This window comes from Desertivirga brevis, from assembly GCF_017355835.1.
In genome coordinates this window covers 1,631,695-1,658,649 of the sequence record NZ_JAFEWF010000001.1, presented here as the reverse complement: position 1 = coordinate 1,658,649, position 26,955 = coordinate 1,631,695, and the positions used below count along the sequence as shown (strand labels likewise).

The following is a 26,955-nucleotide window of genomic DNA, read 5'->3' as shown; positions in this document are numbered from 1 at the left end:
TTAAAGCAAACAAGCTATTTTAGTGCCAATTGCTTTATATTATTACAATTATTTAAATTATAGGTTTGATCTATTGTTTTTTTGTAAATAGAAAGTATGGAATTAAGGTTGCGTTCTGGGGTATAATGTTGTTCAAACGTCCTTCTTGCGTTAAGCCTGTAACTTTCTTTCTCACCTTGATCTAGTCGTTGCCATTTTTCTAATGCTAGTTTTAACGAAGGGTCACTTCCTGCATCAAATAGTAGTCCATTGTAGCAATCTGTGATCAGGCTCTTCATTGCTCCAAGGTCACTTGCGATTACAGGAGTTGCGGAAGAGAACGCTTCCAGAATAGTCATGGGCATTCCTTCATACCATACGGAAGGGAAAATAAGGGCCGTCGCTCTTTTCATTTCCACACTGATCTCGGAATGCTTTTTAAGTCCTTCGTACTTTATCCTTGGATTATCCTTTACGGCAGCCAAAACCTTTTCTTTCAAAGGTCCGTCTCCTATGATCTTCAAGTGAGCATCTACTTTAGAAAAAGCTTCAAGGAGTACCTCTATGCCTTTATCCTTCGTCAGACGGCCGACGTATAGAAAATGTTTTTCGCGACCCTCCAGAGCATAGCCATTATCCGAAACAAAGTTTCCCTTTGTAACCACCTGATCCTGGTTAAGCCGCAGTGGAGAGTTCAGGAAAAGACCTTTTCCAAAATCGGTTAGCGCAATATACTGGTCAACCTTTCGCCAGGTGCCAATACTTCTGTGCAGTTGCAGAACAAAGGAAAGCCAAAATGTTTGTACTGCAGAGTTTCTATAAACCTTTTTGAACACTGCTTTCCATGGAAAGCCCTTCTTCAAGCTATCTGTGAAGATTTGTCCGTTGAAAAACAAATTAGCAGATGGACATAGGAGGCGATAGTTATGTAAAGTCATAACCACAGGTATGTTCATTCCCTTAGCTGCCCGGATAATCGCAGGAGATGCTGCGAAATGCCAGTTATGAATATGTATCACATCAGGCTTAAATTCCTTTACCTTCTTTCTAAGTCTTGCGCTTGCCTCGAAATTCCAGGGAGCAAGGAGGAATTTTTTTATAACGTTCAGGGTAGAACCCGTATTAGTGAACGTTAAAGTGTCTACCTCAGCTACTTCAGAGAGTAGGTCCACTTCATTTGAGAAAACAGAATCTTCTCCTCCTCTTTCTGCATATGAGGTGTGTATAAGTAGTATTTTCAATTTTTAATTACAGTTACAGTTAAAAATCCTATTTATAATTATGCACTCATTTCAATTGATTTTAGGGTCTGATTGAAAATGACAGGGCCAGGAGAGAGCAAATTCAATTTTTTGAGAATCCGGTCAGATTGACGTTTCAGGTAGTGATTATAATTTCCTTTGTCGAATTTCCTTATCAATGCCGGTGTGACTTCGCCATCAAAAGGAACGAAGCTGAACGGTGTGAAGATAACCGACTTGCTTGTAAATACCTTTTGCGTTGAAACCTGGAGCTTTCTTTTCTGGAAATGAATATAGGCAAGCTCGCGGTGATGTAACTCTCCATCTTTAAGATAGTACTGTTTTACAAGTCCGTCTTCCCAGATAAAGAGCTGCTTCTTATAATTCTCGATCTTAGTACAAACAAACCTGGCTGCGTTAGCTTCAATATCCGCAATGCATTCATTATGATATTGTTCTATACCGTATTCTTTGAATACTTTGTGAATGCCATGCCATTCATCAAACATGTAATACTCAGGCGACTCGAAGATCATCTTATAATCAATGTTCTTTGATGAACGGTAGAGACTATTTACAGATGCCTCGTTTCGAAAAAGGGTAAGGTGTCCTCTGTTAAACACTTTCCTGTTCAATAGTAATATATCCCTTGTTATAAAGTTCTCGAGCTTGCCGAACATCAAGTCGATATCACAGTGGCCCCAGAATTCGTAGTCTTTTAATTCCTCAGCAAAAATTTCACCGTATGCAGGTCTGAAGTCGCATAGTTTGTAAGGTGCATCAGCTGCTGCCTTCAGGCCTAAAGTTTTCGATATATGGTTCTTGAGTTCAGTGAATGTAATGCTATGTACCTTTAAGTTTGCAGGTAAATTGTTTAAGCTTACAATTTGATCTGTATAGAGGAGGAAGTCAAAATTTTCATTAGCCTTCAATGAGCGTACCCATAAAGGAAAGTAGGCAGGAAGTTTACCAAACCAAATAGTAATGATTGCCGCTTGTTTCATAGGTGTGTGTTATTTAAATATATATCCCATCGCCTTGTATTTAAGGCGAGTTAAAACGCTGTATCTGTTTATGAATTGCTTAATGATGTCGGGCTGTAACGTTACCTTGTCATTAAAGCTGAAATTAGTTTTACCCGAGGTATCCAGCACGGTTGCAAATCTTGATTGCATCACTGCGCTTGTATGAGTAGCGGCAGATCCAAAGCCGATGTTCTGAATTTTAGAAACTGTTGGAAAAACGGTATATGTGCTCGTTTTGAATTGATGGTAACACCATCTGATGGCCCAGGAGCTAATCTTTCCCTCCATCTGTTTAGCCAGCATGCCTGAAAGATCACTACCCATTCTGTTGAATTCCCTTTGTGCTGCTTTGTCGTTAGAAAACTCTTTCCAGTCGCTCACATCCCAGTCGACTGTCTCCCAGCGGTTTTTCCAGGTGCCCCAACCCCATGAGGAGCCACGCAGGGTAAAGTAATTATCGTATTGGAAATCATCAGTTGTGCGGATAGGGAAGGTGTATCCTGCAACCGAAAATACCTTTAAATTATTTTGATAATGAACCAGGCTTTGGTTCATAAAATTCAGGAAGTTTTTGCTTGTTAAAAGATCATCTTCCAAAACGATAGCGGCATCGTGCAGGTTGAGCACTTCTGTAACTCCGCTGATGATTGATTTTGCAAGTCCTTTGTTTTTAGGCGCCTCTTTAATCGTGACGCTTTTAAAACCTGTTACCGATCTTAAATATTTCCGCACGTTATCAACTTCCTGGTATTCTTCGTGATACCGTGCTGCATCCGAAAAAATATATAGATCAGTCTCGGGAGCTAGATAATTCTCCTTTAAACATTCAATTGTTTGTTTAAGATGGTCAAGTCTTTTAAAGCAAAATATTATTACAGGGTAAGTAGAGGTCATATTGCTTTATTTTTTAAAAGTGCTCCATATTAAAGGGAAGAATGTTTTTAACCAAAGCTTGCAGAATGTTCCCGGGTAGGATAAAGGGAAATGATCCTTTATAAAGGCTAAATACTCATGGTAAGCCAATCCTTTAGGACTCATAAGGTACTGTATTCTTTCCTTGAGAGGCACATTCGCAGATTTCCAATTATTTCCATGGTCATGAATGCATACGCCAAGGAATCCGGGAGCAGTAAGGACCTTGAATCCAGCCCTTTTAGCTTTTAACGTATAGTCATAATCGGCTATGCCGTGGGTAAAGGTGTCTGATAGAATGCCAATAGCATTTACCACTTCTTTCGGAACAAGCATGATATTGGCATTACCAAGATCACATTCAACAAATTCATTCTGACTGTGCACTGGCTGGCTTTTCAGAAAAAACTTAGACTTGAGCTTTTTTCCTCCATAGGTAAGTTTACCTTCCTCATTGCAGGTAGCTCCTACGCAAATTGCTTTCGCTTCGCTTTTTGCTTCTGCACTTAAGTTGTATTTTAACAATTGCTCCAAGGCATTGTCTTTAAGTGCAGTATCATCATTTAATAAGAGATAGTAGTCGTAATCTCCTGCCAGCGCCTTTCTCCAGGAGTTACGCATCCCGCCAGCCCAGAAAAGATTTCCCGAGCCATAGTACACGTTTACTTCCGGATAGTAGAACTCAACGGCAGCGCCTGTACGATCTGATGAGCCATCATCAGTAAGATGAACTTCTATAGAAGTATTTTCAGGAAGCTTTTGACTATACAGGCTTTTTAAGCAGTTGAGTGTTTTTTGCTTTCTGTTGAAAGTTGTTAATAGAACAGCAATTCGTTTTTTCATCGTATTGTTTCATTTGGTGGATCAACTCAGGCAGATCCGGTTAACTAATAGCGACGAAACAAACATGTGCGGAATTTCTGCCGCACATGTTGTTCATAGGCAGATATAGGGTGTAGATGGATTATGCCGGATTCGGCAACGTTCGAAGCCTTACGTTCTTAAGGTTAAAATTTCTTACCTTTTTCATGAATGCTTTATAACAGCTGATAGTGTAGTAATTGAATTTACGCACCACCGGCAGGTATGGAACCGTCATTGCCTCCTGCACAATCTCCTGGTACTCGTAATTGAAAATGGAGCGGCCGTAGTTGTCTGATCTTAAAACGAACAGCTCATATAGTTTTGCAAAACCAAAGGTCTTCTCAGCTGGAAGGTGCCAGATCGTTAAGTTAACATCTGTAGTACTTACATTTCGGTAGAACAATGGATTCGTCCAGATCCGTTTAATGAAAATATTGTTTTTGCTTGGATGCAAGTTGTTTTTGTAATAAAGGTAGCTTAAGGTGTGAGCCTCCTCATTCAACTTATCTAAGCCTAAAGCATGTCTTTGTAAAAGTTTTGGCCATAGTTCCAGAAAATCCTGATAAATCTTTTTAATATTTCCAACACTGCACAGCAGGAACTCTCCAAGGTGATATGAAGGTACCTCTGGCACTTCTTCTTCTAAAAGCTCGCTGAATACCTTCTGCATTTGCCTTCTGCTTAATCCGTTGATAACGTAGTCGGCAGGACTATCTATTTCAAATGAGATAAATCCATTTTTTTCTGCTTCCTGGAACAAACGAAAAGCAGGTTTGATAAATAAGCAATCCGAATCCAGTATAAGATATTTGTCCTCAGGATTATTATTAGTTTGAGCAATATGCTCCAAGATAGAAAATTCGTAGAACTGATTCTGGAAACACCCGTGGTACCCCTTAGGAGTTTTATATTTAAAGTCCGTATATACGATTTCGACCTCCAGGTCACGCAATATATCACTAACTTGCTTCCCATCAATTTCAGGGAGATGACTTACGTTAGTAAAGAGAACATGTTTTTCTCTTTTATTAAAACGTTTACTTGTGATAAAAAATACGATCAGGCATCTCCAGTAAATGTTTTGATGGCCTTGACTGGATGATTTTTGACCGGACTGAGGGAATACACTTTCCTCGCCTTTTTTATCCGCACATAGCCAGGTACAGATGTGGTTCATAATTAATAATTTTACAGTTAATATTCTTTTTAATTACAGTCAATAGGAATACTTAATCTTCTTTCAGAATCAATTCATCGCTCTCTTCCACATAATAATATAGCGGTAACTTCTCCAGGTAATACAGGCACATCCCTACATGGCCCCAAAAAACCAGAGGCAATGTGTAGTTGAAGGAGAAAAGAAAACCGCTGATGCAGAAAGGAACCAGAATGATTGATTCTTTATTTAATTTCTTGCTAAATGCCTTATACAAAATGTACACCAAAAACGAGTATTTGAGCAATAGACCCACAATTCCGTGGTAGAACAAGATCTCGATATAGCCATGGTGGAAGTGGTGACCAGTACCGCTTTCCCACCAGTCGACATAAGGGTTATCCAGCTCGAAGCCTTCAAATCCCCATCCGAAAAATGGTTTTTCAAGTATGTAGGCCATATAGATGGCCGCTTGTTCAAGACGGAATCCACCTGTACTTCCCTCTTTTCCAGGATTTAATATTTCGCTAAAACGATCTGCAAAGTTTCCAAGGATCTCGGGAGCAACACTTGATACTATGGTTAGAGAAAATAGTGTCAGAGATATAATGATTGCGAAAAATGTAGTAACTCCACCCATCGAACTCTTACTATTCCTGATCAATACCATAAAGTAAATTAGTACTGCGAAAATTGCTGAGCTCCATACAGAACGGTGGTTGTGTATTAGAATGATGACAAAGCAAAGTAGGAACAGAAAGAAGTCGCCTCCTTTTTTGGTCGTAATAAACTTATTCAGATACCACAGAAAAGGGATGATCATCATATATACCGACTGCGCATGAAGTACACGGGTGTCGCCTGAAAAAGGACCAGTGGTATTCGCTGTTTCATTAAGGCTGAATGAAAAGTCATGCCCAAATAGAGCCATGAATACAAAGTATATCAGGAGGTAAAATCCTGCTGCAAATTCAAGGATGTTTGCCTGCCATTTCCTTAAAATATGTTTGATGAAAATGGTATAAACTACCGGAAAGATCACATAAAAGATCTGGAAGTGTACAAATACAGACCGGTATTGTAAAAGCGACTCTGATATAAGCTTTATGATCAGAACTGTGAATATTCCCACGAATAGTTTCTCACTTGTCTTAAGCTCCTTAATCTGAGTTAAGATATAAGCAAAGATTCCTATGCTGATACCTTTCACTGTAACATTATTAAGCTGAGCATTTTGAGTAAATATCCAGGAAAGGCTTTGCTCAAAGAAAAAGTAACAGAAGAATATCGTTAAAAATTCTTTGAGATATATTTTATAATTAAAAAGTTTTACTGACGCTCTCAAGGGTAAATAGTTTAGAGATATATCTTATAATCAATTAATTAAATCGTTTGTTTTTACCAGTAACACCCGCCTTCAACTTTTTGAATCCCTTCCGGGGTTTCTGAACTGAGTGGACGGATCCAGTGTTCGTTCATCATCTGGGCAACTATTTGATGCTCTTTTTGCTCTTCCCAACGTTTGCCTTTAACGCCGAATAATGTCTGGGTGGCTCCGCCTAAATGCACTGCCTTTTTTCCCATTCTCTTTACATGTGCAGCGAGTGGGAAACCATAGGCTCCACATCCAATTATAGCAACATCGAACTCTGTATTAGAGATCTGATCTTTCATGTAATTCAGCGCTTCGAACCAATCTTTAAAGCCAGTGTAGTTATTGGCAATAGATTGGATAGCTCTTATCGTTTTCAGCTCAAAGTGAGGTAATACTTTAGGATTGGGGAAAAGCAGCTCACGCCTGGTATATTGTTGTCTGATACTGTCTACAAAGGGATGAACCACTAAAACTGTACGTCCTTCAAGAGCATAGCTCCAAGGATTGGTATGATTATATGGTTCAAGATCGAACAGACTTATTTTTTTAGCATGCGACAGATAGTTATCGAAAAGCTTTTCCTGCCATAACCAGGATCCCAGGATATCCAGCTGGGACATATCATCAAGCATCAGTTTCGCAAATTTTTCCAGGTTCTGAGGAGTAGAGGGGAAGAAACCTGCATTATTGCTCATGTTCTGCAAGGTGTTATTATCCCACCAGAAAGCCTCTGAATCGCCTTTTATATAGCCCAGGAAGTTATTCCTGTGGTTCTTTACGCTGTAGTAATTAGCTATGCTTGAAAGTTCTACCGCTCCGAGGCGGCCTACCATAAACGGCTTATCGCCCCGTAAGCCTTCTTCTATAAGAGTACTAGCGTACTGATCAGGTGAAAAACTTTTTACGTTAGTAAATTTTGCGCCATCGAAAAGCTTGCCATAAGCCTTTCTGGCTATTTTTAAAGCATATATTGCTGGTACATTTAATGAGCTCATGTTAATCCTTCTTTCAACGTTATTGCTCTGCCAGTTCAAACTTAAAGCCGTCGGACATCGCTTTGGCGATTGCCGAAACATTTTTAGGGAAATCGGAAAACGTCTTTTTTTTTACAGATAGCTTAACTACGGCCAGAACTCTTTTTACATTACTTACAATTGCTCTTGACACGGTGATGTAAGGTGAACCGTGTTTCCTGTCCAGGATGATCTGGTTGCGGATCTGGTAGTATAGTTTCCAGTCTACATTAATACCCATGGCAGGGTTATTAATCTTTTTGATCATTACGGCATTACGGGCAAATCCGACTTTAAATCCAGCTTTAAAAACCCTTGCCGAATAATCCGTATCGTCGTATAGAATGAAGTAGCGCTTGTCTGCAAAGCCAACTTTTTCAATAACTTGCCTTGAGAACATTGGGCCCTCAAAAGGGAAGGAAACAATTTTTCTAATCCGTTCATTTTTAAAGTCAGACGATTTGATCGGCTTAATTGCTTCTGGCTTGAAAGGATTGCTGAAGTTGAATTCAGAACCATATCTCCACTCTGAATCAGAATTGAAGAATTTTCTGTCGGGTTGCAGAACGTCGTATACATTTCCTGCTTCTGCATTAGCTTCAAGCATTTCTGCAAGACAAGTAGTTAATGGCTCAACGTCATCGTCCATCATCCAGATCCAATCGAAGCCTTTATTGTAGGCTTCCTTCATGCCGCGATAGAACCCTAATGCACCTCCTCCGTTTTCCTGATGTACTACATGAAGATCAGTTTGAGTGTCAAGCCAATCTTTAGTACCGTCAGTACTGCTATTATTTATTACAAAAATGGCGTCTAATTTTTTTGTTTGGCGTCTTAATGATTCAATACAATCTTTAAGTAATGCTAAACGATTATAAGTTACAACAACAGCTGCAATAGTTTTCATAGGTAGTCCGATATAAGTTAAACAGTATCCTTATGTTGTGCCTTTATATACTTTTTGTTTCAGTACGTAATAAAACGGCCTTACTACTTCCATCAGATACTTGTATTTGAAGTAGTTGATATCAATCAGGTAAATTTCTTTAAAGTACAGGTACACCCCCATGGTTGTGGTGATAAAAATCTCTGTGAGCAGCCATGCATAGGAGGTACCTTCAGCTCCCATCTGTTTTGATAGGGAGTAATTCAGGATCAAACCGATCACAGAACCAAAAAGGGTTATCCTAAAGAATGCCTTATCCATCTTCAAATTGATCATCGTTTGGATACCAAACAGATCACCCAAAGCCAGGATCATTGGAACAAAGCAAAGGATACGTAGTACAATTGTAGCCTGCCTGAATTCTGAGCCATAAAGTAATTCAATTAACCATGGTGCCAGTACCCAGATCCCGATTCCTGCAACGGTAGTGAAAATCGTTATGAAAGGTGTTATTTGCTTTACCTTGGCGACTCCTTCTGTTTGGCTGCGACCAAAACTTTCCCCTATAAAGGGAAATAGCGACAGGCGCAAGGGAAGAGATACAAAGGTTTGAATGATCATAATCAACTTCCAGCCCGCGGTATAAAAGGCTACGTCTTTATTAGTTTGAACGAAACCCAGGATGATGGTATTTGTAGTTGTATACAGTGTTACAACGATCATCGAAAAGAAGATCATCTTCTCTTTCCAAAGCAGATCGAAAACTTTGCCTAGACTAACCGGATGTATCTTAATCTGGTATTTTCTTACAGCCCAAATGAATGATCCAACTCCAACCACTATTTGCGACAAGCTGGTAAGCAGTGGCTGAAGAATGTAATCTTCGCGCTGCTTGATAAAAACAAGCAGGGAAATGGTGAATATTAACTTTGAAATAAAGTTGAATATGGCCATTTGATGCAATTCCTGCATCCCCTGGTAGAGCCAGTTAGGCGTGATAACCAGAGAGAAACAAGCGATGTAAGTAAAGATGAACAGCTTTTTATCTGCTGCCATCTGAGGCACCGTATATAGTGTTACAATAAATATAATCAGAGAAAGTCCCAGCAGGAACATCTTTGCAAAGAGGATGTTGCTGAAAATTCGGCTTCTTTCTTCTGCATTATCACGGCTTTGAGCGATAGCGCGGGTTGCGGTAAGGTCGAAGCCGTAGTTGATTAACAAGCTGAAGTATGTTACTATTGCTGCCGAAAAATTTATCACCCCAAACTTATCTGGGCCGATAATCCGGGCAATAACAGGCATTGTTAGTAGCGGAAGGAAGTTGTTAGCAAATTGTACCAGACTTAATGAGAAAAAATTCTTCATCAAGCTCGTTACAGGCTTTGTATTCGTTGAGGACATTGGAAGATGTTTTTAGTAAAGCAAGTGACCAGCTTAAGCAGGCAGATCTTTGAGTATCTGCCTGCCGGTCTCTTACAATTGTAAGGCTGATCTTAAAACTTCAACTAATTAGTTACTTATAGCTAAGCGACGGGACATGTCTTTCATTACAGATTTCAATGAGTTTTTCTGTCCATCTACGTAGTAGCCATAACCATATCTGTGCTCGCCTTTCATCTGAACACCGTTGAATACGATTTTCATCTTAGGCATTTTGTTATCTTTATGCAATTGCTCAATGAATTCCAAATGCACCTTGTAAGTATAATTCTGTCTAACCAGGTAAAGGGCTGCATCGGTCAATCTTGAAAGTACTAAAGCATCTGTTACCAAGTAAATTGGAGGAGTATCTATAAGGATGTCATCATATTCCGTCCTTAACCAGCTAATCAGTTCATCCAGTTCTACTTGTTCTAATAATTCTGATGGATTATCAGGGATGCTACCTGTAGGGATAATTGAAAGACCTGCATGGAACTCAGAGGGCTTAATAATCTCTTGCTTGCTCGCACGACCTTGTAGGAAGTCGCTCAATCCTTTTTGCTGATCCATGCTAAAGTTTTGAGAGATCTTAGGCTTACGCATATCAAGCTCAAGAATTATTGTTTTTCTACCTGAAGCAGCAAGTGTTACACCCAGGTTACTGGTTACAAAGCTTTTTCCTTCGCTTGCGATACTTGAAGTGATCAAGGTAACACGACCGCGGTCTTTCTTATTATGCAGGTACTGGAGATCAGTTCGCAGTGATCTGAATTGTTCTCCTACAATATATCCGCTCTTAGGTTGGATAACGATCGGAGAATCGGATTCTTCGTAGAAGAGTTCTGTTGATACCGGTACATTTGTAAGCATCTCGATATCTTTTACTGAGGTAACACGGTTGTTCAGCAATCTGCGGCCAAATAGTAATCCTGTAGGTACAAGAAGACCTGCAAGAAGAGCGAAGGTATAAGCTAATGGTCTCTCAGTTCCATCTACATACGCTTCGTCAACTGTTTTGCTGAATGCTAGTTTTGAACTTGAACCAAGCGCAGCTTCTTCTCTTTTTTGTAAAAGGTAAACATATAGATTTTCTTTGATACTCTGCTGACGCTTTATGCTAACTAACTGGCGCTCATCACTAGGTAACTCTTTTATGCTCGACATAAATCTACTATTGTTTGCCTGCAATTGATTACGTGTAGAAGCTAATGAGTTTTTCATTGTTCTAACATTTTCTCTGATTGCAGCCTTAGTGCTAGAGATTTGGTTATCAATAGTAGCGAATACAGGGTTTCCTTCAGGCGTGGTAGCAAGTAATTGCTGGCGCTTTAATTGAAGCTCTGCGAGACTATTTATCAATGAAGTTAGATTAGGATCAGAAACACCTATAGTAGAAGGAGCTCCATTAGGATTATTCGTAGCCAAATAACGCTCTATACCGCTGATGATATTCAACTGAACGTTTACCTCACTTAAATTGGCGTCGTTATCTTTAACGCTTTCCAGATATAATTTTGATTCAGAAGAAATATCCGTTAATCCTTTACTGCTTCTAAAGCCTTCTACATCTTTCTCAACAGAGTAGAGTTCCTTCTTTAAGGATGCAAGACGATCGTCAATAAACTTAAGTTCATCAGCAGACATCTGTTTCTTCTCATCCTGAGCAGAGTTGTTATATGCTGTTATTAAGTTATTAAGAATATCTTTTCCTCTCTTCACATCCTTATCTTTCATGCTTAGCTCCACCACGGAAGCTTTTTTATTCATTTGGAATGTAGATACAGCCGCCAGGTATCTGCTGGTTACAATTTCAGGATCTTCAACAGTGATTCTGATCGTTTTACCTATGTAATCATCAAAATCTGGTGTTTTTTGTAGTCTCCATGATCCAAAGTTGTTCCTCAATGTGTTGTTGAAGGAGAAGGTTTTGGAGTTACCGTCATCGCCTACAAGTTCAAACTGGTTCTGATCCTTAATCAAAATCTCGAAAGTTGATTTTGTAAGCAAACCTGTTGGTTTCACGATGTTAAACTTAACTGGCGTAGTAGAATAGATCTCATCGTCGAACAGTTTGCCAGGTACCTGATAATTAGCCCACAGCTGCAATTTGTCAACCACCTGACTCATCAGCTCACGCGACTCTATGATCTCTATTTCATCTTCGACGTTTTTTCCGCTCTGATAAGGCATCAACATATCTTTCAATGCCGTTTGAGAATTGCCGTTCTCTTTTTCGTCTTTAATAAGCAGTTTAGCTTTTACAGTGTACTTTGGCTGGTTGTATTGCAAGTATAAATATGCCGCTGTTATAGACAGCACAAGACATAATAGGAATAACGGCCAATGGTACACGTATTTGGCAACTGCATCTTTTAAACTCCACGAATCATTTTCATCATGGCGACCACTTACAGGAGAAAGTAAGATTTTTTCAGTTTTCATAGGGGTAAGATAAATTTTGTGTTTCGTTAGTTTCGAGTTAATACTATAACTGCGATCGATAACGCTGAAAGCAATAGACTTAATGTCCGGTAACTGTTGTCAACACTCGCGTATTTGTTTTTTCCAGGTTGTACGTAAATTACGTCGTTGCTTTTTAAGTAGTAATATGGTGAATTAAATAAGTCTTTTGAGGTCAAATCAACCGGAAGGAATTCCCGGGTTCCGTTTGTTTCACGGATCAGGGTGATATTGTTCCTAAGAGCAGTGATATTTAAATCTCCTGCCATACTTATTGCTTCGGGAAGGGTAAGGCGTTCATTTTGTACCTGATAAACTCCAGGGCGGGCAACATCACCCATTACTGATACTTTGAAGTTGATAAGCCGGATGTTGACTACTGGTTCCTTTAAGTATTTCAATAGTTCTTTTCGCAGATTATCTCTCACCTGGGAAGTTGTTAGACCAGATACTTTAAAGTTGCCTACCAGTGGCAACTGTATTTCGCCCTTGCGGTCAACCAAATAACCTATTACAGGATTGTTAGGGTTATTTTGATTAGTTCCCGTTACAGTATTTAAATTGTAATTGAAGATTGCAGAAGCTTCAGGATTTAAACTGCTAACATTAATTCCAAGGATGTCTTCTGGTTGAATAATAATAGGAGTGAAATTGGTGATCGATTCCTTGCTGGCTTTGTTCTGCAAATCCTGGAAGTAAGCAGTTTTTCTGTACGAACCGCAAGAGCTCAAGATCATCAATAAAACAATGAAGTTTAATAATAGTACGTTTTTTTTCATTTTCCAATTTGTTTTTCAGGTAAAGCCCGGATAAGCAGGGGTAAGGACTGCGTTACCGAGTTTTTCATAGTAAATAGTGGCCACAAAGCCTGTTTTTTGTTATTATTTATAAAAATTCATTTTAATATTATTTTTTTTGATATTATTAATACTAAAACGAACTCTTGGATATATAATTCCTAATCGAAGGAATTGTTTTATGAAAAAATAAAAAAGCCTTCCAGATCATATTTAACCTATCAATTTTTTAATTTTTCAAATTTTTGATGATGAATAAATGTTCAAACAGGCTTAATTGTTTTCCAATGTTGGTGACTTTTTCTACAGTTTTTCTAAACATCATACAGTGAAAAGGCTTTAAAGGGCTTAAATTAAGGCTTTTGTGTAACCTTTTAAAATTTTGGCACGATATTATTTTCATTTTTAACTGAGTTTAGAAATTATTTCCTCCTTTAACAAAGTTGTAACCTCCACTGAATCAATTCGTAAAGGAGTGCAAGTGTGAATGAGTTTTTATGAAAAGGTTTTATCGCGGGCTTTTAGTCTTTACCGCCCTGAGCTTCTTTGCTTGTAAGAAAGACAATATCAATCCTATTGAGGAACAAGAGTTTGAAATACCAGGAAAAGTAGGTGTTGTTTCTGTGAACGGTATATCATTAGATGGGGATGGCTTAACCGATTCCAGAACGCAACTTCAGAGCCTTGTGAATGCTGCAGCTTCGAAAAATGAAGTGCTGATTTTGCCGCAAGGAAAATTCCGTATCTCAGACGAGATCATTTTACCCTCCAATACCTCTATTGAAGGAGCCGGGGATGGAACAGAGATTGTTCTAACAGGTGGCTCAACTTCAAATAGAAATGTTTTCAGAGTTCCTACCAGAACCTCTAATATTAAGATCAAGAATATTCGCTTAAATGCCAATCAGGGTCAAAATACAGGATCAAGACTAGCGGCACTGTATGTTACAGATAATACAAGCGGAATTTATGCCGAGGGCGTAACTTTTATTGGTAGCCGCGATGGCGGGTCTGCAGAGGTAAAGGGAATGAATGCGTATCCTGTAGTTGGACTTTCTTTTATTAACTGTTGGTTTGCCCAGGGAGGTCGTTCCGATCTTGAGATCCGGGGAGCTAAAGATGTTGTTATTAAAGGTAACTACTTCGAGAACTGGGCGGGACAGGGCGCTTTGTCTCCTGCAATTGCGCTGACAAGTCAGGATAATAGCAATGTTAGTATTTCAGGCAATACATTTATCAACAGCATTGGTAGTCTGGGTGCCATCCAGTCAACAGCTGCGGTAGTGACAGGGGCTAAAATTGAAGGAAATATCTTCAACGACGCTAAAAATATTGGAGGAAATGGTGTTATCGGAGCCTTTAATTCATCAACCGTTATCAACAATAATTTTGGAGGTAGCTTGAATGTTAAAAATGGTGGTATCAATTTAACCGGAACTGATAATATAATTACCCCAAATAATTTTTCTGTAAGTATTTATCCATATACTGAAAAGGTAAGTGCAGGTTCAACAGGAGGCACAACTACCACTCCAGCAACAACTACTCCGATTGTTCCGGCACCTGTAGAGGCGCCTGCACCAGTTGTTCCTGATGCAACTACTGTTACAGGTACGTTAGCACCAAATGCATTTGGTTTGAATGGTGACGGATCAACTAATAATCGTACTGTTCTCCAAAACCTGATCAATTCATTTGCTTCAAAGGGACAAACCTTAGTATTACCTGCAGGTAAATTCCTAATCTCTGATGAGATAATCATTCCTTCAAATGCATCAATAGAAGGACAGGGTGAAAGTACTGAGATCTTTTTAAGTAATGGTACAGCGTCTGGTAGAAGAGTTTTCAGGGTTCCTACTCAGAAGAGTAATATTAAGATTAAGAATATTAAGTTAAACGCAAATTTTGCTGGAAATACTGGTGGGCAGTTAGTTGCAATGTTCGTAACAGACAATGTAAAGACAGTATACTTTGAAAACGTATCTTTCTCAGGAAGCCGTGATGCCGGTACATTAACAGTAAAGGGCTTAAACGCTTACCAGGTAACTAATCTTAGCTTGATCAATTGTAAATTCACTGATGCTGGTCGTAGTGCAGTTGAGTTAAGAGGTACAAAAGAGGTAACTGCTACAGGCAATCAATTTACACGCTGGGGATTGCAAAACAATAATTCTCCCGCCTTCCAGTTACAGAGCCAGGACAATATCAATGTAAACATTTCGGGAAATACGTTCAATAATACGCATGGTATTCAGTTTGCGATTGAATGTGCTGCTGCCTATGTTAGAAATGCAACTATTGCCAATAACACTTTCAATGATCCTAATAACCTTGGAGGAAACGGAATCTCTGGATATTTCAGATATACGACGATCACCAAGAATGTTATGAACGGAGGTGTTGGTAATCACAGAAGTGGATTAGAGATTTTTGGTCCTTATAATACAATGACCTATAATACGATCTCAGCTGGTAGTATTGCCATCTCAGGAGGTATAGGTGAAGATGCAACAATGGTGACAATAGCCAATAACACGGTTAAAACTAAAGGAGCAAATACCGGAGGTATTCAATTGGGCGGCGGAGGCTATAATCTTAACAATGTTAAGATCACTGATAATATAGTGGATACAAGATTGTCTACAGGTAACTCCTCAGCGATCGTTCTTGGTACTTACAATGCAACCCGTGTAGTTTCCGACATTACTGTTTCTGGTAATACAGTTTATACTAATGCTCACTGCGTACGTGCACAAGCTCTGGCAGGTAGTAAGAATATCTATATCAGTAACAATAACTGGAAAGCAGGATATACTTGGTTAGGTATGATCACTAATACCTTCTCAAATATTGTTGTCAATGGAAACATAAATGAGCTTGCAAATAAAATAGTAAGCTACAGTGTTTCAATGACTCCAATTGCAGTAAATTAAGCTATTATCAATTGAAATAAGAAAAGCCGTGCAGAAATTCTGTACGGCTTTTCTTGTGAAATGTAGTTTACGCCTTGAATAATTTAAATAGCAAACCTTAAAAAGGCAGCAAGAGGGCTTTGAGCCGGCATTTTTTCTCTGTCGAGCATATGTACCTCTCCGCCATTGATGATCGTTTTGAAAATTGCCTTATTAATCAAACATTCATCATTCTCCTGTTTCTGGGGATGGATAACAAGTTTGTTGTCTTTTTCATCAAAAGTACCCCAGATGTGTTGGCCTTTCTCCACAAACAGATCGGATATCTGCGCGTAAAATGCTGCTGGTATGATATCTTCAGGTGTTGTGAAAGAAAGCCGGGTAGTAGTATTATCGTAAAAGTTTTTCAGCGCCTTATTACAGTACTCTCTGAAATAGGGAGCCATTTTTTCTCTTACTTTTAAATACAGGCTATGACGTTCTTCGTGCTGGTAGTTGCCCTGCATGGCCACATCCGAAATATGTTTGTAATTAGTAATTTGTTTATACAGCCCGATTTCGTAATCGACTGCAGCAATAACCAAAGGAACATGTTGGTTGTGCAGCACTTCTGTCCAAAGCGTGTTATCGACCTCTTTCAAGTATTGGATCAAGTATTCGTCTTCATCGGAAAGGCCGGTACCGTGACCATGAAAATTTGCTCCAACAACGGCACGTTCTCCCGCTCCTGCTCCCGCCCTGCGATGGGTTTGTCGTCTCTCTTTTAGTTCAAAGGGTACAACATCGTCCATGCCATAGGGCAGTCCTTCTACTTCCAGCTTTTTCATTTCAAACTGGTCGGCTTCGTAAAACTTACAGTCCTGTTTGCTTAATACAAGCAGATAGAAACGATGTCTGCGTTCCATCACCGGCAGTAACTGGTTTAATAGGAATGAGCTGTTTACCAATAGTTCTTCCTTCACCGACAGAGGTAACTGGTAGACTTTAAAATATCCATCGGCTAAAAAGACCGCTAAACCTTCTGACTGGAAATTCCAGAACTCTTCGTTCTTCAGAAGTTCAAATCCAGGGGTAAGGATGGCATCAACCTGCCTGTTGTCAAGTCCTTTAGCTGTGAGCTCTACTTTAGCTCGCTGTAAGTTATTTTTAAAAACGATCTGGTCGTATCGTTCGTTCACTGCAATTCCGGAACTGTGTGTCGGAATGTATATGCTTACACAATTATCAGCCTGATAATTGCCGAGCGTCGTAAATTCCTCTTTAGTTATTATCTCCATAAATTGACTTCTAATCTTGTCTGTTCACATCATTATCTTCGCCTTTATCCGTATGTCTGTTAATATGACGGACATTTACATTTGCAGCCGGCTCGTCTGGACCATCAAGGTACTTTTCAGCCAGTTCATTGTCTTTCTCTAAATCAGTAACAGCAAATGCATCTCTTAAACCTGTGCTTTCTTTCGGAGAACCAGTTGGCCTGCCTTTGGCCGGATGGAATGATCCGTTCTTATCTTTTCCCATAATATTAGATGTGATTTGTTTAATTATTTTGATTTATCTTCTTCCATATATTTTCGTGCCATTTTTGTAACAGCCTCATTGGGCATTACAGTACTCATGGCAGCCTGAACACCTACCATAGCTGTTGCAGCTACATGGTGTTCACCTTTTAAAAAGCCTTCGTATCCTTCTTTTGCTACTTTGGCCGCATCGTCTGCGTTGTGAGCGGCAACAGTATGTTCTGCGTCGGCTTTGTTGAAGAAATCTGTTTCTGTAGGTCCTGGTATTAAGGATGTTACAGTGATGTTTGTGTCTTTTAGTTCGTTGATCAGCGCATCGCCGAAAGAAAGCACAAAGGCCTTGCTAGCTGCGTATACCGCTAACAGGGGAGTAGGTTGATAGGCAGCAATCGAGGCAAGCTGAAGGATCTTTCCTTCGTTTCTCGCTACCATATCTTTTAAATATAGTTTTGTAAGGTGTACTAAAGAAATAATGTTGAGATGAATAATTTCTTTGTCTTTTTCAAAATCTGTTTCCCAGAATAACCCACGCTGTCCTATTCCTGCGTCATTCACCAGATAATTGACTTCTATGCCTAAATTCCGGGTTTCATTATATACGTCCTCAGCAGCTCCATCGATAGACAGGTCTTTCGCAATAACATGCACCTTTAAGCTGGCATACTTGTTTTGGATCTCACGTGCTACCTCATTTAGCCTTGCTTCATTGCGCGCAACCAGAACCAGGTTGTTCCCATCTCCTGCAAAAAGCTTTGTCAACTCATAACCAATACCATTAGAAGCGCCGGTTATAAGAGCTGTTTTGTTGGTTGATTTCATAGATAGTAATTATAAAAAATTAATTCAGGTAGAAATCTTACTTCATAAGTAGCTTGAATAAGAGGTCGTTATTATTTTTTTAACTCGGGAATTATTAAAGAGTTTTTTAAAATGTGAGATAATTGAAGCCCCTTGACTTTAAAGAAAAGCGCATTCATTAGGTTAAAGAGTGAGGGGGATGGTTTTAAAAGCCTTCAGGAACAATTACGGGTAGAGCATTAGGCTGAATCTCAATATCAAAATCCTTCAGTTTGCCTATAACTTCACCATCGATTTGAAGGGTCGTGCGCTTTGCGGTTCGGATTTTTGCTTTTTTACAGGTTAATACTTCTGCATACTCTGAGGTGTTCAGTTTGCCGCTGAACATCTTCCATGCTATAGAAAGTAATTTTATACGCGGGAAGGGTTTTATTATGACAAGTTCAAATTGTCCGTCATCAACTTTGCCTAAAGGGTTAATCACTGCCCCGGTACCATATTTAGAGGCATTAGCAAAAGTTACGGAGACGGCTTTCCTTATTATATCCTTTTCATCATCCAAAGAGATATAAAACCGGTATTTTTTAATCAGGAAGATTTCATTGAAAAGATGGCGTGCATAAGTCATGATCCCCCGTCGGCTATCATTCTCAAAACGTTTTACTACCCGCGCATTTAAACCCACGTCTGCCAGATGAATGCAAAGTTTCTGGTTGATACTCAGGATATCTATACTTCGCTTGATTCCTTTATTTATAAGGTTTAATGAAAAATCAACGTTTGGTATCCCAAGCTCTTTAGCCATTCCATTTGCAGAGCCAAGGGGAACAATCAAAAGTGGAATGGGCTGATTTATCAGGAGCTTAGCCAAGAAGTTCACTGTACCATCCCCTCCAGCTGCAGCTATAATATCCGGTTGATATTCATTTACTTCGTCTAATATCTCTTGCTCATTAATATCCTGATGTAGGCGATGGATAAGAAATTGAAAGTTCATTTGCCGTGATTTTTCTGAAATTACAGCCTCAAAACTTCCCCCTTCTTTTTTCCCTGATTTCGGATTAATGACAAAGAGTACTTTCACTTTTGATTGATTACAGCTGTTCCTTCACCTCAAGAAGGAACTGTTTCAGGCGTTCCAACGAATCAATGATCTTTTGGTTTTCTTTTACTTCAGATTTATTATTTTTCAAATAGTCTTTGGCCCCCTGCAATGTAAACCCCCTATCTTTTACAAGGTTGAAGATTATTTTAAGATTCTCTACGTCTTCTGGTGAAAAAAGCCGGTTGCCTTTTTTGTTTTTCTTAGGTTGAATGATGTCGAACTCCCGTTCGTAAAAACGTATTTGTGAAGCGTTTACATTAAACATTTCAGTTACTTCACCCATGGTGTAGTAGAGCTTGTTGATTTCACGTTCTTTATACGGCATATGCAAAGATAATCAGTTTTAGCTTATTCAGATTAGTTGTGTTGCAGCTTCTGAATTTTGGCCATGTTTAGGTTCTTAACTGGCAGGTATTATAAAGTTTGCTAGCTTTACCATTTGTCAGCTTCTGCATAAAATGAACCGTATTGACCGTATTTCTGCAATTTTAATCCAACTTCAAACCCGCCGAGTAGTGAAAGCTCAGGATATAGCCGATCGCTTCAGCATTAGTCTTCGTACAGTGTACAGGGATATAAAAACCCTTGAAGAGGCAGGTATTCCAATAATCGGGGAGGCTGGTGTGGGATATTCTTTGGTAGATGGATTCAGGTTGCCTCCAGTAATGTTTACGCGAGAGGAAGCAACGGCATTTCTTACTGCAGAGAAGTTGGTTGAGCAATTAACAGATTCTTCTTTAAAAGCTGATTTTACCTCTGCCATGTACAAAGTCAGAGCGGTGTTAAAGTCGACAGAAAAAGATCTTCTTGAGGAGATCGACTCAAGCATCACAGTACTAAACTCAAGAAGAAAGCCTGATAATCCTCTCGAACTCAACTTGCTTCAAAATACCTTGAAAAGTATTGCCGAGAAAAAAGCGTTACATATTCACTATTTTACTGCTTACCGTCAAGAGGCAACAGAGCGTATTGTAGAACCGGTTGGCGTGTTTTTTCTGGATAACTACTGGCATTTGATCGCTTGGTGCAGGATGAGACAGGATTACCGTGACTTCAGGCTTGACCGTGTATCTGATATATGTCTTACGGGATCTGCTTTTGAGAAGGAACATATGTCGCTACAGGAATATCTGAGTTGCAGGCCAAGGGAGGAAAACGTAAGAGAAGTTGTGGTTTTAGTAAATAAACGGGTATATCACTTTTTGGAAGGTCAGAAATATTATAGCGGATTTATTTCAGAAGTTGAGAAAGGCGATAAGGTGGAGATGCATTTCCTTACTTCGCACCTTACAGGTTTTGCCAGATGGTTCCTTATGTTTGCTGATGAGGCAATTATAATCGGACCCGAAGAATTGAAAGAGCAGGTAAAAAGAATAGCGACTGGTGTACTAACAGCTTTATGAGATGATGAAGTTTGGATCCAATCTGTCTTTCTATGTAAACTATCATTTTGGTTTACCATTCAGCCGAGGCGGAAGATGGAAACTTCATTGTGAACCAGAGTTCTAAATTTCTTTCTTATTCAGATTGAGGTACTACCTTTGCCCTATGTATCTTTTCAATGTTCGTGTTTATGGATTGCTGATTAATGAGGATGGAAAAATTCTCATTAGTGATGAGGAAGAGTATGGAGTCCGTTTTAGCAAATTTCCAGGTGGAGGCCTGGAATATGGCGAGGGCCTTATCGACGGACTTAAAAGAGAGTTTATGGAGGAGTGTGAAGCGGAGGTGGAGGTACTCGAACACTTCTACACGACTGATTTTTTCTGCAAATCGGCATTTAATGATAGCCAAATCATTAGCGTCTATTACCTCGTCAGACCTGTATATCCATTGCTGCTGCGGTTTAAAGAGGTTATTTTTGACTTTGATTCTGATGGAGATATTAAGCAAGCTTTTCGTTGGAAGTCTGTTACGGACCTAGATTTGGATGATGTTACCTTTCCCACAGACAAGCGCGTTGTTGAGCTTTTGAAAGAAAGATTAGAGAAAAGTGATAATTAATGTTGCTAACTGAGGTTGCTTTTCGTTATAATAGCAGCGCTACAAAAAAATTATGGGTGCTGCATCAGCTACCGCGCTCTTCAAAGGCCGCTCTTAAGAAACTCTTTTATTAGCGGAACCGTCAAATAGAGGAAGAATAGCCTGAAGGTTGTTTTTGGCTATTGAAGAACGAGTTATACTTTCAGAAAATTGTCAACAAAAAATACACCTGCCCCCATCTCACTAGTCGTACTTGCTTTTGCCATAGTATATATAGTCTGGGGTTCTACCTATTTCTTCATTCAAAAAGCAATCCATGGCTTTCCTCCTTTTATCCTTGGTGCATTGCGTTTTGCTGTAGCTGCCTTGATCATGCTACTTTGGTGTTTGTATAAAGGAGAGAAGGTGTTTAACTGGCAGCAGGTAAAGCACGCGCTGGTAAGCGGGTTGTTATTACTTTTTGTAGGTAACGGGGCTGTAATTTGGGTGGAGCAATTTCTGCCCAGTGCCCTTGTGGCTATTTTAGTATCATCTGCTCCGCTATGGTTCGTTTTACTCGATAGGCCTATGTGGAAGAGTAATTTAAACAGCAAGGCGACGATTCTTGGTTTGTTTATCGGATTTATTGGTGTTATTATACTGTTTTATAAAAATGTGATCAGCGCTTTTTCTGATGAAGATAGTATGTTGGAAATGGGTGGGATGTTTTTACTTGTATTGGGAGCAATGTCATGGGCAGGAGGTTCCCTGTATTCCAAATACTATTCTTCAGGTACAGCAATTGTGAATTCCACCTGGCAAATGTTTATAGCGAGTGTCGCTTTTACTACTTGTAGTTTTTTAAAAAATGAACCTGCCGGTTTCGATTGGACTACCGTTCCAACTGATGCATGGCTTTCTTTAGGGTATCTTATTGTTTTTGGTTCCATTGCCGGTTTCAGTGCTTACGTATGGCTGCTTGAGGTAAGGCCCGCGACACAGGTTAGTACATATGCTTATGTCAATCCCGTTGTGGCCGTGCTCTTAGGAGTATTTTTTGCTAATGAAACAATTACCGTATTGCAGGTGGTGGGACTTGGTGTAATTCTTGCCAGTGTGCTGATGATCAACCTTGCAAAATATCGTAAACAAGTTGCTGCAGGTTAATTAGCAGCTTTATATTTTCCTTATTTATTCTATGCCTTCTGAAAAGCCTTCTATATATACGCTTCAATTTGCTCTTCTTTGCCTAAGTTCACTGCTTTTCTCAGCCAGTTTTAATATGCTCATCCCTGAGCTACCGGCTTACTTGAGCAGTTTAGGAGGTGCAGAGCACAAAGGTTTGATTATTGCGCTTTTTACTATCACTGCTGGAATTTCCAGGCCTTTTAGTGGTAGGTTAACCGACACTATTGGGCGAGTACCAGTAATGGCTGTTGGTTCTATTGTTTGTTTCATTTGCGGCTTTCTTTACCCGGTTTTGAGTTCTGTTGCTGGTTTTCTTTTCCTGAGATTAATGCATGGATTCTCTACGGGCTTCAAGCCCACCGCAACCGCTGCTTATGTTGCAGATGTGGTGCCTGTAAATAGAAGGGGAGAAGCTCTCGGAATACACGGCCTGTGCTTTTCTACAGGGATGGCTCTTGGTCCGGCCATAGGTGGGGCAATCTCTCTTTACTTTTCCATTAATGTCCTTTTTTATTGTTCCTCTGCTTTTGCCTTGCTATCTATTCTAATTATAATGAATATGCAGGAGACCGTGAAAGATAAGCAGGCCTTCAGATTTGGGCTACTGCGGATGCAGAGGAATGAGATAGTGGAATGGAAAGTTTTTCCTGCCGCATTTGTTACTTTTCTTTCCTACCTGAGTTATGGAGCTATGTTAACTGTAGTGCCTGACTGGAGTCAGCACCTAGGTATAGCAAATAAAGGTTTATTTTTCATGACCTTTACTATTTCCTCGGTACTTATACGATTTGTGTCAGGAAAAGCATCTGATAGGTACGGAAGGGTTCGTGTTCTTAAGATTGCATCAATAGTACTAATAGTGTCCTTGGTTATGATCGGAATTGCTGATTCAACTTCGTCATTACTCATTGCCTCGGCAATATATGGAGTTGCGACTGGTGTCCTTTCCCCTGCCTATAATGCCTGGACTATTGACTTAAGTCACCCTGAACGAAGAGGGATGGCTGTAGCGACGATGTATATTGCCCTTGAAGCCGGAATTGGTTTAGGAGCTTTCCTTGCCGGATTGTTTTACCAGGATTCCATTGAACGGATTCCTTTGGTCTTTTATGCTTCGGCTGGTTTTGTATTGGTTAGTTTGGTTTATCTGTTGTTTTATAAGAAAGAGAGTTGAGTGGGGAAAGATTAGGCACAATAAAAAAACCGGCGAAGTTTTTAATCCTCTACCGGTCTTTGTTAAATATCGATTTAGATAAAATTATCTAAAAAAATTGAAATGTAAAATATTTACAGCGCTTCTGATACAACTTCCTGAACTTCTGGTACCATTCTTTTCAGAAGGTTTTCGATACCAGCTTTTAAAGTAAATGTAGAGGAAGGACACCCACTGCATGATCCTCTAAGTTCTACTGTTACAACTCCATTTTCAAATGATTTGTAAGAGATAGCTCCACCGTCTTGCTCGACTGCCGGACGTACGTAATCATGCAGGATCTGCTGGATCTTAATTTCTTGTTCTGTGCCTTCAAATGCAGGAGCTTCCTCCTGAGGGTTTTCCTGAACTTTCAGTTCAGATTCTACCGCACCTTTCACAAATTCCTTTAATATCTGTTCAATATCTGCCCAGTCAGCATCCTCCGCTTTGGTAATTGTAACGAAGTTACTCGCGAAGAATACACCATTCACGAAATTGAATTTGAAAAGTTCTTTTGCAAACGGAGATGTTTCAGCACTTTCTTTTGTGGCAAAATCCACACTTCCGTTAATAAGAAGCTTGTTTACCAAAAACTTCCTCGTAGCTGGATTAGGAGTAGATTCTGTATATACATTAATATTGATAGCCATAATTCCTTTTTCTTGACATAACAAAATTACCAGTTAAGAGGTTTCGAATTGCCGGATGAGGAAGTTTTGACAGGTTTGTGATAATGTTGCCTGATTAACCTCTCGAAGGGCGGTGCAGTAAGGAGCTTAGCACCTGAGCGCTTCTATGCTCAATGACAGGAGAAGTTGTGGAAAGTCAAACTTCAGTAAATTGATCAGGACCTAGTGGAGGTTTGTGGTTAGGAGTAGATATGGACCTAAGTGTTCTGCTTGGAAGCTAATAAATAAAAAACGTTCAGAGCTGTCTCCTCTGAACGTTTTATGACTAATGCTCAAAAACTCCGCAGTTATAGAGCAAGGCTTAAATACCTGTATATGTTTGAGGACTAATTTTTCTGATCTCTTCTTTTACAGCTTCGCTTATGTTTAAGGTTTGCACAAATTCGGCGATTGTTTGTGCGTTTACCTTAGTATTTGTGCGCGTAAGTTCTTTCAACGCTTCGTATGGGTTCGGGTATGCTTCTCTTCTAAGAATGGTTTGGATCGCTTCGGCAACAACTGCCCAATTGTCTTCAAGATCTTGCTGGATAGCACTTTCATTAAGAAGAAGTTTGTTTAAACCTCTGATGGTGGATTTGATAGCAATAAGAGTGTGAGCAACAGGAACGCCAATGTTCCTTAGAACAGTTGAGTCTGTTAAATCACGCTGCAGTCTTGATATCGGAAGCTTAGCTGCAAGATGTTCAAACAGAGCGTTAGCGATTCCAAGGTTTCCTTCAGAATTCTCGAAATCAATAGGATTCACCTTATGTGGCATTGCCGATGAGCCTACTTCTCCAGCTTTGATTTTTTGCTTGAAATAGTTCATGGAGATATAGGTCCACATATCTCTGTCGAGGTCCATAATGATATTGTTTATTCGCTTAAGGGCATCACAATGAGCAGCGAAATTATCATAATGCTCTATTTGTGTGGTATGTTGAGACCGGGATAAGCCTAGTCGCACATTTACGAAATCATTACCAAAGCCTCTCCAGTCAATTTCAGGATAAGCAATGAAATGAGCGTTAAAGTTTCCGGTAGCCCCACCAAATTTAGCTGAGTAAGGAACTTGTAACAATAGCTCAAGCTGTTTCTCCAGGCGTTCTACAAATACCATGATCTCTTTTCCAAGGCGGGTAGGAGAAGCTGGCTGGCCATGGGTATGAGCTAGAAGGGGAATGTTCTTCCACTCTTCAGCCAGTTTCTTTAAATGGTTGATCAATTCATTAATTGCAGGGAGATAAGATTTTTCTACCGCCAACTTAAATGAATGGGGAATGGATGTATTGTTAATATCCTGCGATGTCAAACCAAAGTGAATAAATTCTTTGTGCTCGCTTAATCCCAGAGCGTCGAATTGCTCTTTTATAAAGTACTCTACTGCTTTGACGTCGTGATTGGTAACACTTTCAATCTCTTTAATCCTTTGAGCGTCATCTTCTTTAAAATTCCTGTAGATATCTCTTAAAGCTTCAAATTTTCCAGCTGGGAAATTCTTTAACTGAGGAAGAGGTAATTCTACAAGAGCAATAAAGTATTCAATCTCTACATAAACTCTGAATTCGATTAAGGCAGCTTCGGAAAAAAAGGAAGCCAAATCCTGTGTAGTTTTTCTATAACGGCCGTCAACGGGCGAAATAGCATATAAAGGCGACAAACTCATACAAAAAATTAATTTCCAAAGTTACATTTTTCAGGCAGAAGGCGTAGTATAATTAAATGCCCCTAATCTATTCCCGTAATTTTCCTGCTTGTAAAAAGATTTACTAAAAAAGTGAGATTTTTTACAAGGAAACTTTGGATAAGAAAAAAGTTTCCATAGTTTTGACGAGTGATTGGGAAAAAGGAAGTATGGATCTTAAACAAAGAATTTTAAGCGAGGCAGAGATTTTGTTCTGCCAATATGGAATAAAGCGGATAACCATGGATGATATTGCGAAGCATCTGGGGATGTCCAAGAAGACTATTTATCAGCATTTCAGGGATAAGGATGAATTGGTGCATGTGCTTATTACCGAGATGCTTAACAGACAAACCTGCACCATGGATGTTAGTTCGGAGCAAGCACCAGATGCTGTGAAAGAGATTCTAATGGTTGTAACACATTTACAGGAGTTGTTGTCTAAGATCAACCCTATGATCTTTTATGATATGCAAAAATATCACCCCGAAACCTGGAAAGTATTTACAACACACAGGAATGAGTATATGCAAACCTGTATAGTTAAAAATATAGAAAGGGGAATCAAGGAGGGTTTGTTCAGGAAAGAAATTAACTCGGAGATAATTTCGATCATGAGAATGGATCAGGTGGATGCTGTTTTTAATCAGGTTTCTTATGCACCAGGCAAATTCAACTTGTCTGAGGTGATGACAGAGATAACAGAACATTTTTTATATGGCTTATGTACGCTGGAAGGTCATAAACAAGTGGAACATTACAAACAATTACAAAGCGAACAATTATAGGA

At 39.4% G+C, this 26,955-nt stretch carries 24 protein-coding genes; 6 read left to right on the top strand and 18 right to left on the bottom strand.

Annotated elements, in window-relative coordinates; translation table 11 throughout:
- Positions 1-14 precede the first annotated feature (14 nt).
- The 11 genes from J4N25_RS07320 to J4N25_RS07270 all read right to left on the bottom strand — a co-directional run bounded on the left by J4N25_RS07320 (position 15) and on the right by J4N25_RS07270 (position 13,115).
- Positions 15-1,220, bottom strand: a complete 1,206-nt coding sequence (locus J4N25_RS07320; RefSeq protein WP_207421485.1) for a glycosyltransferase — start codon at positions 1,218-1,220, stop codon at positions 15-17.
- 38 nt (positions 1,221-1,258) lie between these two features.
- Positions 1,259-2,224, bottom strand: coding sequence for a DUF6625 family protein (locus J4N25_RS07315; RefSeq protein WP_207421484.1), 966 nt, complete (start codon positions 2,222-2,224; stop codon positions 1,259-1,261).
- 9 nt (positions 2,225-2,233) lie between these two features.
- The gene (locus J4N25_RS07310) at positions 2,234-3,139 is read right to left on the bottom strand and encodes a glycosyltransferase family protein (RefSeq protein ID WP_207421483.1); all 906 of its coding nucleotides are present in this window, start codon (positions 3,137-3,139) and stop codon (positions 2,234-2,236) included.
- Between the two features lie 6 nt (positions 3,140-3,145).
- Positions 3,146-4,000: a glycosyltransferase family 2 protein gene (locus J4N25_RS07305; protein WP_207421482.1), complete on the bottom strand. Its 855-nt coding sequence runs from the start codon at positions 3,998-4,000 to the stop codon at positions 3,146-3,148.
- A gap of 121 nt (positions 4,001-4,121) precedes the next feature.
- Positions 4,122-5,198, bottom strand: coding sequence for a hypothetical protein (locus J4N25_RS07300; protein ID WP_207421481.1), 1,077 nt, complete (start codon positions 5,196-5,198; stop codon positions 4,122-4,124).
- A 52-nt stretch (positions 5,199-5,250) separates the two neighbouring features.
- Positions 5,251-6,522, bottom strand: a complete 1,272-nt coding sequence (locus tag J4N25_RS07295) for an O-antigen ligase family protein (protein ID WP_207421480.1) — start codon at positions 6,520-6,522, stop codon at positions 5,251-5,253.
- Between the two features lie 53 nt (positions 6,523-6,575).
- Entirely contained in the window at positions 6,576-7,547 is a 972-nt protein-coding gene (locus J4N25_RS07290) for a hypothetical protein (protein ID WP_207421479.1), read from the bottom strand.
- Positions 7,548-7,566: 19 nt separating this feature from the next.
- Entirely contained in the window at positions 7,567-8,472 is a 906-nt protein-coding gene (locus tag J4N25_RS07285) for a glycosyltransferase family 2 protein (protein ID WP_207421478.1), read from the bottom strand.
- Positions 8,473-8,502: 30 nt separating this feature from the next.
- Positions 8,503-9,855, bottom strand: a complete 1,353-nt coding sequence (locus J4N25_RS07280; protein ID WP_207421477.1) for a flippase — start codon at positions 9,853-9,855, stop codon at positions 8,503-8,505.
- A gap of 108 nt (positions 9,856-9,963) precedes the next feature.
- Positions 9,964-12,318, bottom strand: a complete 2,355-nt coding sequence (locus J4N25_RS07275; protein ID WP_207421476.1) for a GumC family protein — start codon at positions 12,316-12,318, stop codon at positions 9,964-9,966.
- Positions 12,319-12,344: 26 nt separating this feature from the next.
- On the bottom strand, positions 12,345-13,115 hold the full coding sequence (locus J4N25_RS07270; protein WP_207421475.1) for a polysaccharide biosynthesis/export family protein: 771 nt from the start codon (positions 13,113-13,115) through the stop codon (positions 12,345-12,347).
- Between the two features lie 515 nt (positions 13,116-13,630).
- Between J4N25_RS07270 and J4N25_RS07265 the strand changes: the two genes are divergently transcribed.
- Positions 13,631-16,066: a glycosyl hydrolase family 28-related protein gene (locus tag J4N25_RS07265; protein WP_207421474.1), complete on the top strand. Its 2,436-nt coding sequence runs from the start codon at positions 13,631-13,633 to the stop codon at positions 16,064-16,066.
- A gap of 83 nt (positions 16,067-16,149) precedes the next feature.
- On the opposite strand, the gene J4N25_RS07260 is transcribed toward J4N25_RS07265, so the two are convergent.
- The 5 genes from J4N25_RS07260 to J4N25_RS07240 all read right to left on the bottom strand — a co-directional run bounded on the left by J4N25_RS07260 (position 16,150) and on the right by J4N25_RS07240 (position 19,793).
- The gene (locus tag J4N25_RS07260) at positions 16,150-17,322 is read right to left on the bottom strand and encodes a baeRF7 domain-containing protein (RefSeq protein ID WP_207421473.1); all 1,173 of its coding nucleotides are present in this window, start codon (positions 17,320-17,322) and stop codon (positions 16,150-16,152) included.
- Positions 17,323-17,332: 10 nt separating this feature from the next.
- Positions 17,333-17,566: a hypothetical protein gene (locus J4N25_RS07255; protein ID WP_207421472.1), complete on the bottom strand. Its 234-nt coding sequence runs from the start codon at positions 17,564-17,566 to the stop codon at positions 17,333-17,335.
- Positions 17,567-17,589: 23 nt separating this feature from the next.
- Positions 17,590-18,384, bottom strand: coding sequence for an SDR family NAD(P)-dependent oxidoreductase (locus tag J4N25_RS07250; RefSeq protein WP_207421471.1), 795 nt, complete (start codon positions 18,382-18,384; stop codon positions 17,590-17,592).
- A gap of 184 nt (positions 18,385-18,568) precedes the next feature.
- The gene (locus J4N25_RS27110; protein WP_207421470.1) at positions 18,569-19,447 is read right to left on the bottom strand and encodes a diacylglycerol/lipid kinase family protein; all 879 of its coding nucleotides are present in this window, start codon (positions 19,445-19,447) and stop codon (positions 18,569-18,571) included.
- A 10-nt stretch (positions 19,448-19,457) separates the two neighbouring features.
- A complete protein-coding gene (locus tag J4N25_RS07240) occupies positions 19,458-19,793 on the bottom strand; it encodes a MerR family transcriptional regulator (RefSeq protein ID WP_207421469.1) in 336 nt (111 codons plus the stop codon).
- 133 nt (positions 19,794-19,926) lie between these two features.
- Between J4N25_RS07240 and J4N25_RS07235 the strand changes: the two genes are divergently transcribed.
- The 4 genes from J4N25_RS07235 (at position 19,927) to J4N25_RS07220 (ending at position 23,792) form a co-directional block, all read left to right on the top strand.
- Positions 19,927-20,871: a helix-turn-helix transcriptional regulator gene (locus J4N25_RS07235; RefSeq protein WP_207421468.1), complete on the top strand. Its 945-nt coding sequence runs from the start codon at positions 19,927-19,929 to the stop codon at positions 20,869-20,871.
- Between the two features lie 145 nt (positions 20,872-21,016).
- Positions 21,017-21,472 carry an NUDIX domain-containing protein gene (locus tag J4N25_RS07230; protein ID WP_207421467.1) on the top strand — a complete coding sequence of 152 codons (456 nt, stop codon included), beginning with the start codon at positions 21,017-21,019 and terminating at the stop codon, positions 21,470-21,472.
- Between the two features lie 189 nt (positions 21,473-21,661).
- On the top strand, positions 21,662-22,597 hold the full coding sequence (locus J4N25_RS07225) for an EamA family transporter (RefSeq protein ID WP_207421466.1): 936 nt from the start codon (positions 21,662-21,664) through the stop codon (positions 22,595-22,597).
- 31 nt (positions 22,598-22,628) lie between these two features.
- Entirely contained in the window at positions 22,629-23,792 is a 1,164-nt protein-coding gene (locus J4N25_RS07220; protein ID WP_207421465.1) for an MFS transporter, read from the top strand.
- 113 nt (positions 23,793-23,905) lie between these two features.
- Here the strand turns inward: J4N25_RS07220 and J4N25_RS07215 are convergent, their stop codons facing one another.
- Together J4N25_RS07215 and purB are read right to left on the bottom strand one after the other, a co-directional pair.
- Positions 23,906-24,457, bottom strand: a complete 552-nt coding sequence (locus tag J4N25_RS07215) for a NifU family protein (RefSeq protein WP_207421643.1) — start codon at positions 24,455-24,457, stop codon at positions 23,906-23,908.
- A gap of 346 nt (positions 24,458-24,803) precedes the next feature.
- On the bottom strand, positions 24,804-26,147 hold the full coding sequence (gene purB, locus J4N25_RS07210; protein ID WP_207421464.1) for an adenylosuccinate lyase: 1,344 nt from the start codon (positions 26,145-26,147) through the stop codon (positions 24,804-24,806).
- Between the two features lie 134 nt (positions 26,148-26,281).
- Here purB and J4N25_RS07205 point away from each other — a divergent pair, with 134 nt between their 5' ends.
- The gene (locus J4N25_RS07205) at positions 26,282-26,953 is read left to right on the top strand and encodes a TetR/AcrR family transcriptional regulator (RefSeq protein WP_207421463.1); all 672 of its coding nucleotides are present in this window, start codon (positions 26,282-26,284) and stop codon (positions 26,951-26,953) included.
- Positions 26,954-26,955: the final 2 nt, after the last annotated feature.

Excerpts from the sequence above, each read along its gene's own strand:
- J4N25_RS07280 (WP_207421477.1), bottom strand. The coding sequence starts at position 9,855 with ATGTCCTCAACGAATACAAAGCCTGTAACGAGCTTGATGAAGAATTTT.
- J4N25_RS07255 (WP_207421472.1), bottom strand. The coding sequence starts at position 17,566 with ATGGGAAAAGATAAGAACGGATCATTCCATCCGGCCAAAGGCAGGCCA.
- J4N25_RS07270 (WP_207421475.1), bottom strand. The coding sequence starts at position 13,115 with ATGAAAAAAAACGTACTATTATTAAACTTCATTGTTTTATTGATGATC.
- J4N25_RS07285 (WP_207421478.1), bottom strand. The coding sequence starts at position 8,472 with ATGAAAACTATTGCAGCTGTTGTTGTAACTTATAATCGTTTAGCATTA.
- J4N25_RS07300 (WP_207421481.1), bottom strand. The coding sequence starts at position 5,198 with ATGAACCACATCTGTACCTGGCTATGTGCGGATAAAAAAGGCGAGGAA.
- J4N25_RS07310 (WP_207421483.1), bottom strand. The coding sequence starts at position 3,139 with ATGACCTCTACTTACCCTGTAATAATATTTTGCTTTAAAAGACTTGAC.
- J4N25_RS07305 (WP_207421482.1), bottom strand. The coding sequence starts at position 4,000 with ATGAAAAAACGAATTGCTGTTCTATTAACAACTTTCAACAGAAAGCAA.
- J4N25_RS07315 (WP_207421484.1), bottom strand. The coding sequence starts at position 2,224 with ATGAAACAAGCGGCAATCATTACTATTTGGTTTGGTAAACTTCCTGCC.
- J4N25_RS07235 (WP_207421468.1), top strand. The coding sequence starts at position 19,927 with ATGAACCGTATTGACCGTATTTCTGCAATTTTAATCCAACTTCAAACC.
- J4N25_RS07230 (WP_207421467.1), top strand. The coding sequence starts at position 21,017 with ATGTATCTTTTCAATGTTCGTGTTTATGGATTGCTGATTAATGAGGAT.
- J4N25_RS07290 (WP_207421479.1), bottom strand. The coding sequence starts at position 7,547 with ATGAGCTCATTAAATGTACCAGCAATATATGCTTTAAAAATAGCCAGA.
- J4N25_RS07275 (WP_207421476.1), bottom strand. The coding sequence starts at position 12,318 with ATGAAAACTGAAAAAATCTTACTTTCTCCTGTAAGTGGTCGCCATGAT.
- J4N25_RS07250 (WP_207421471.1), bottom strand. The coding sequence starts at position 18,384 with ATGAAATCAACCAACAAAACAGCTCTTATAACCGGCGCTTCTAATGGT.
- J4N25_RS07240 (WP_207421469.1), bottom strand. The coding sequence starts at position 19,793 with ATGCCGTATAAAGAACGTGAAATCAACAAGCTCTACTACACCATGGGT.
- J4N25_RS07260 (WP_207421473.1), bottom strand. The coding sequence starts at position 17,322 with ATGGAGATAATAACTAAAGAGGAATTTACGACGCTCGGCAATTATCAG.
- purB (WP_207421464.1), bottom strand. The coding sequence starts at position 26,147 with ATGAGTTTGTCGCCTTTATATGCTATTTCGCCCGTTGACGGCCGTTAT.
- J4N25_RS07220 (WP_207421465.1), top strand. The coding sequence starts at position 22,629 with ATGCCTTCTGAAAAGCCTTCTATATATACGCTTCAATTTGCTCTTCTT.
- J4N25_RS07265 (WP_207421474.1), top strand. The coding sequence starts at position 13,631 with ATGAAAAGGTTTTATCGCGGGCTTTTAGTCTTTACCGCCCTGAGCTTC.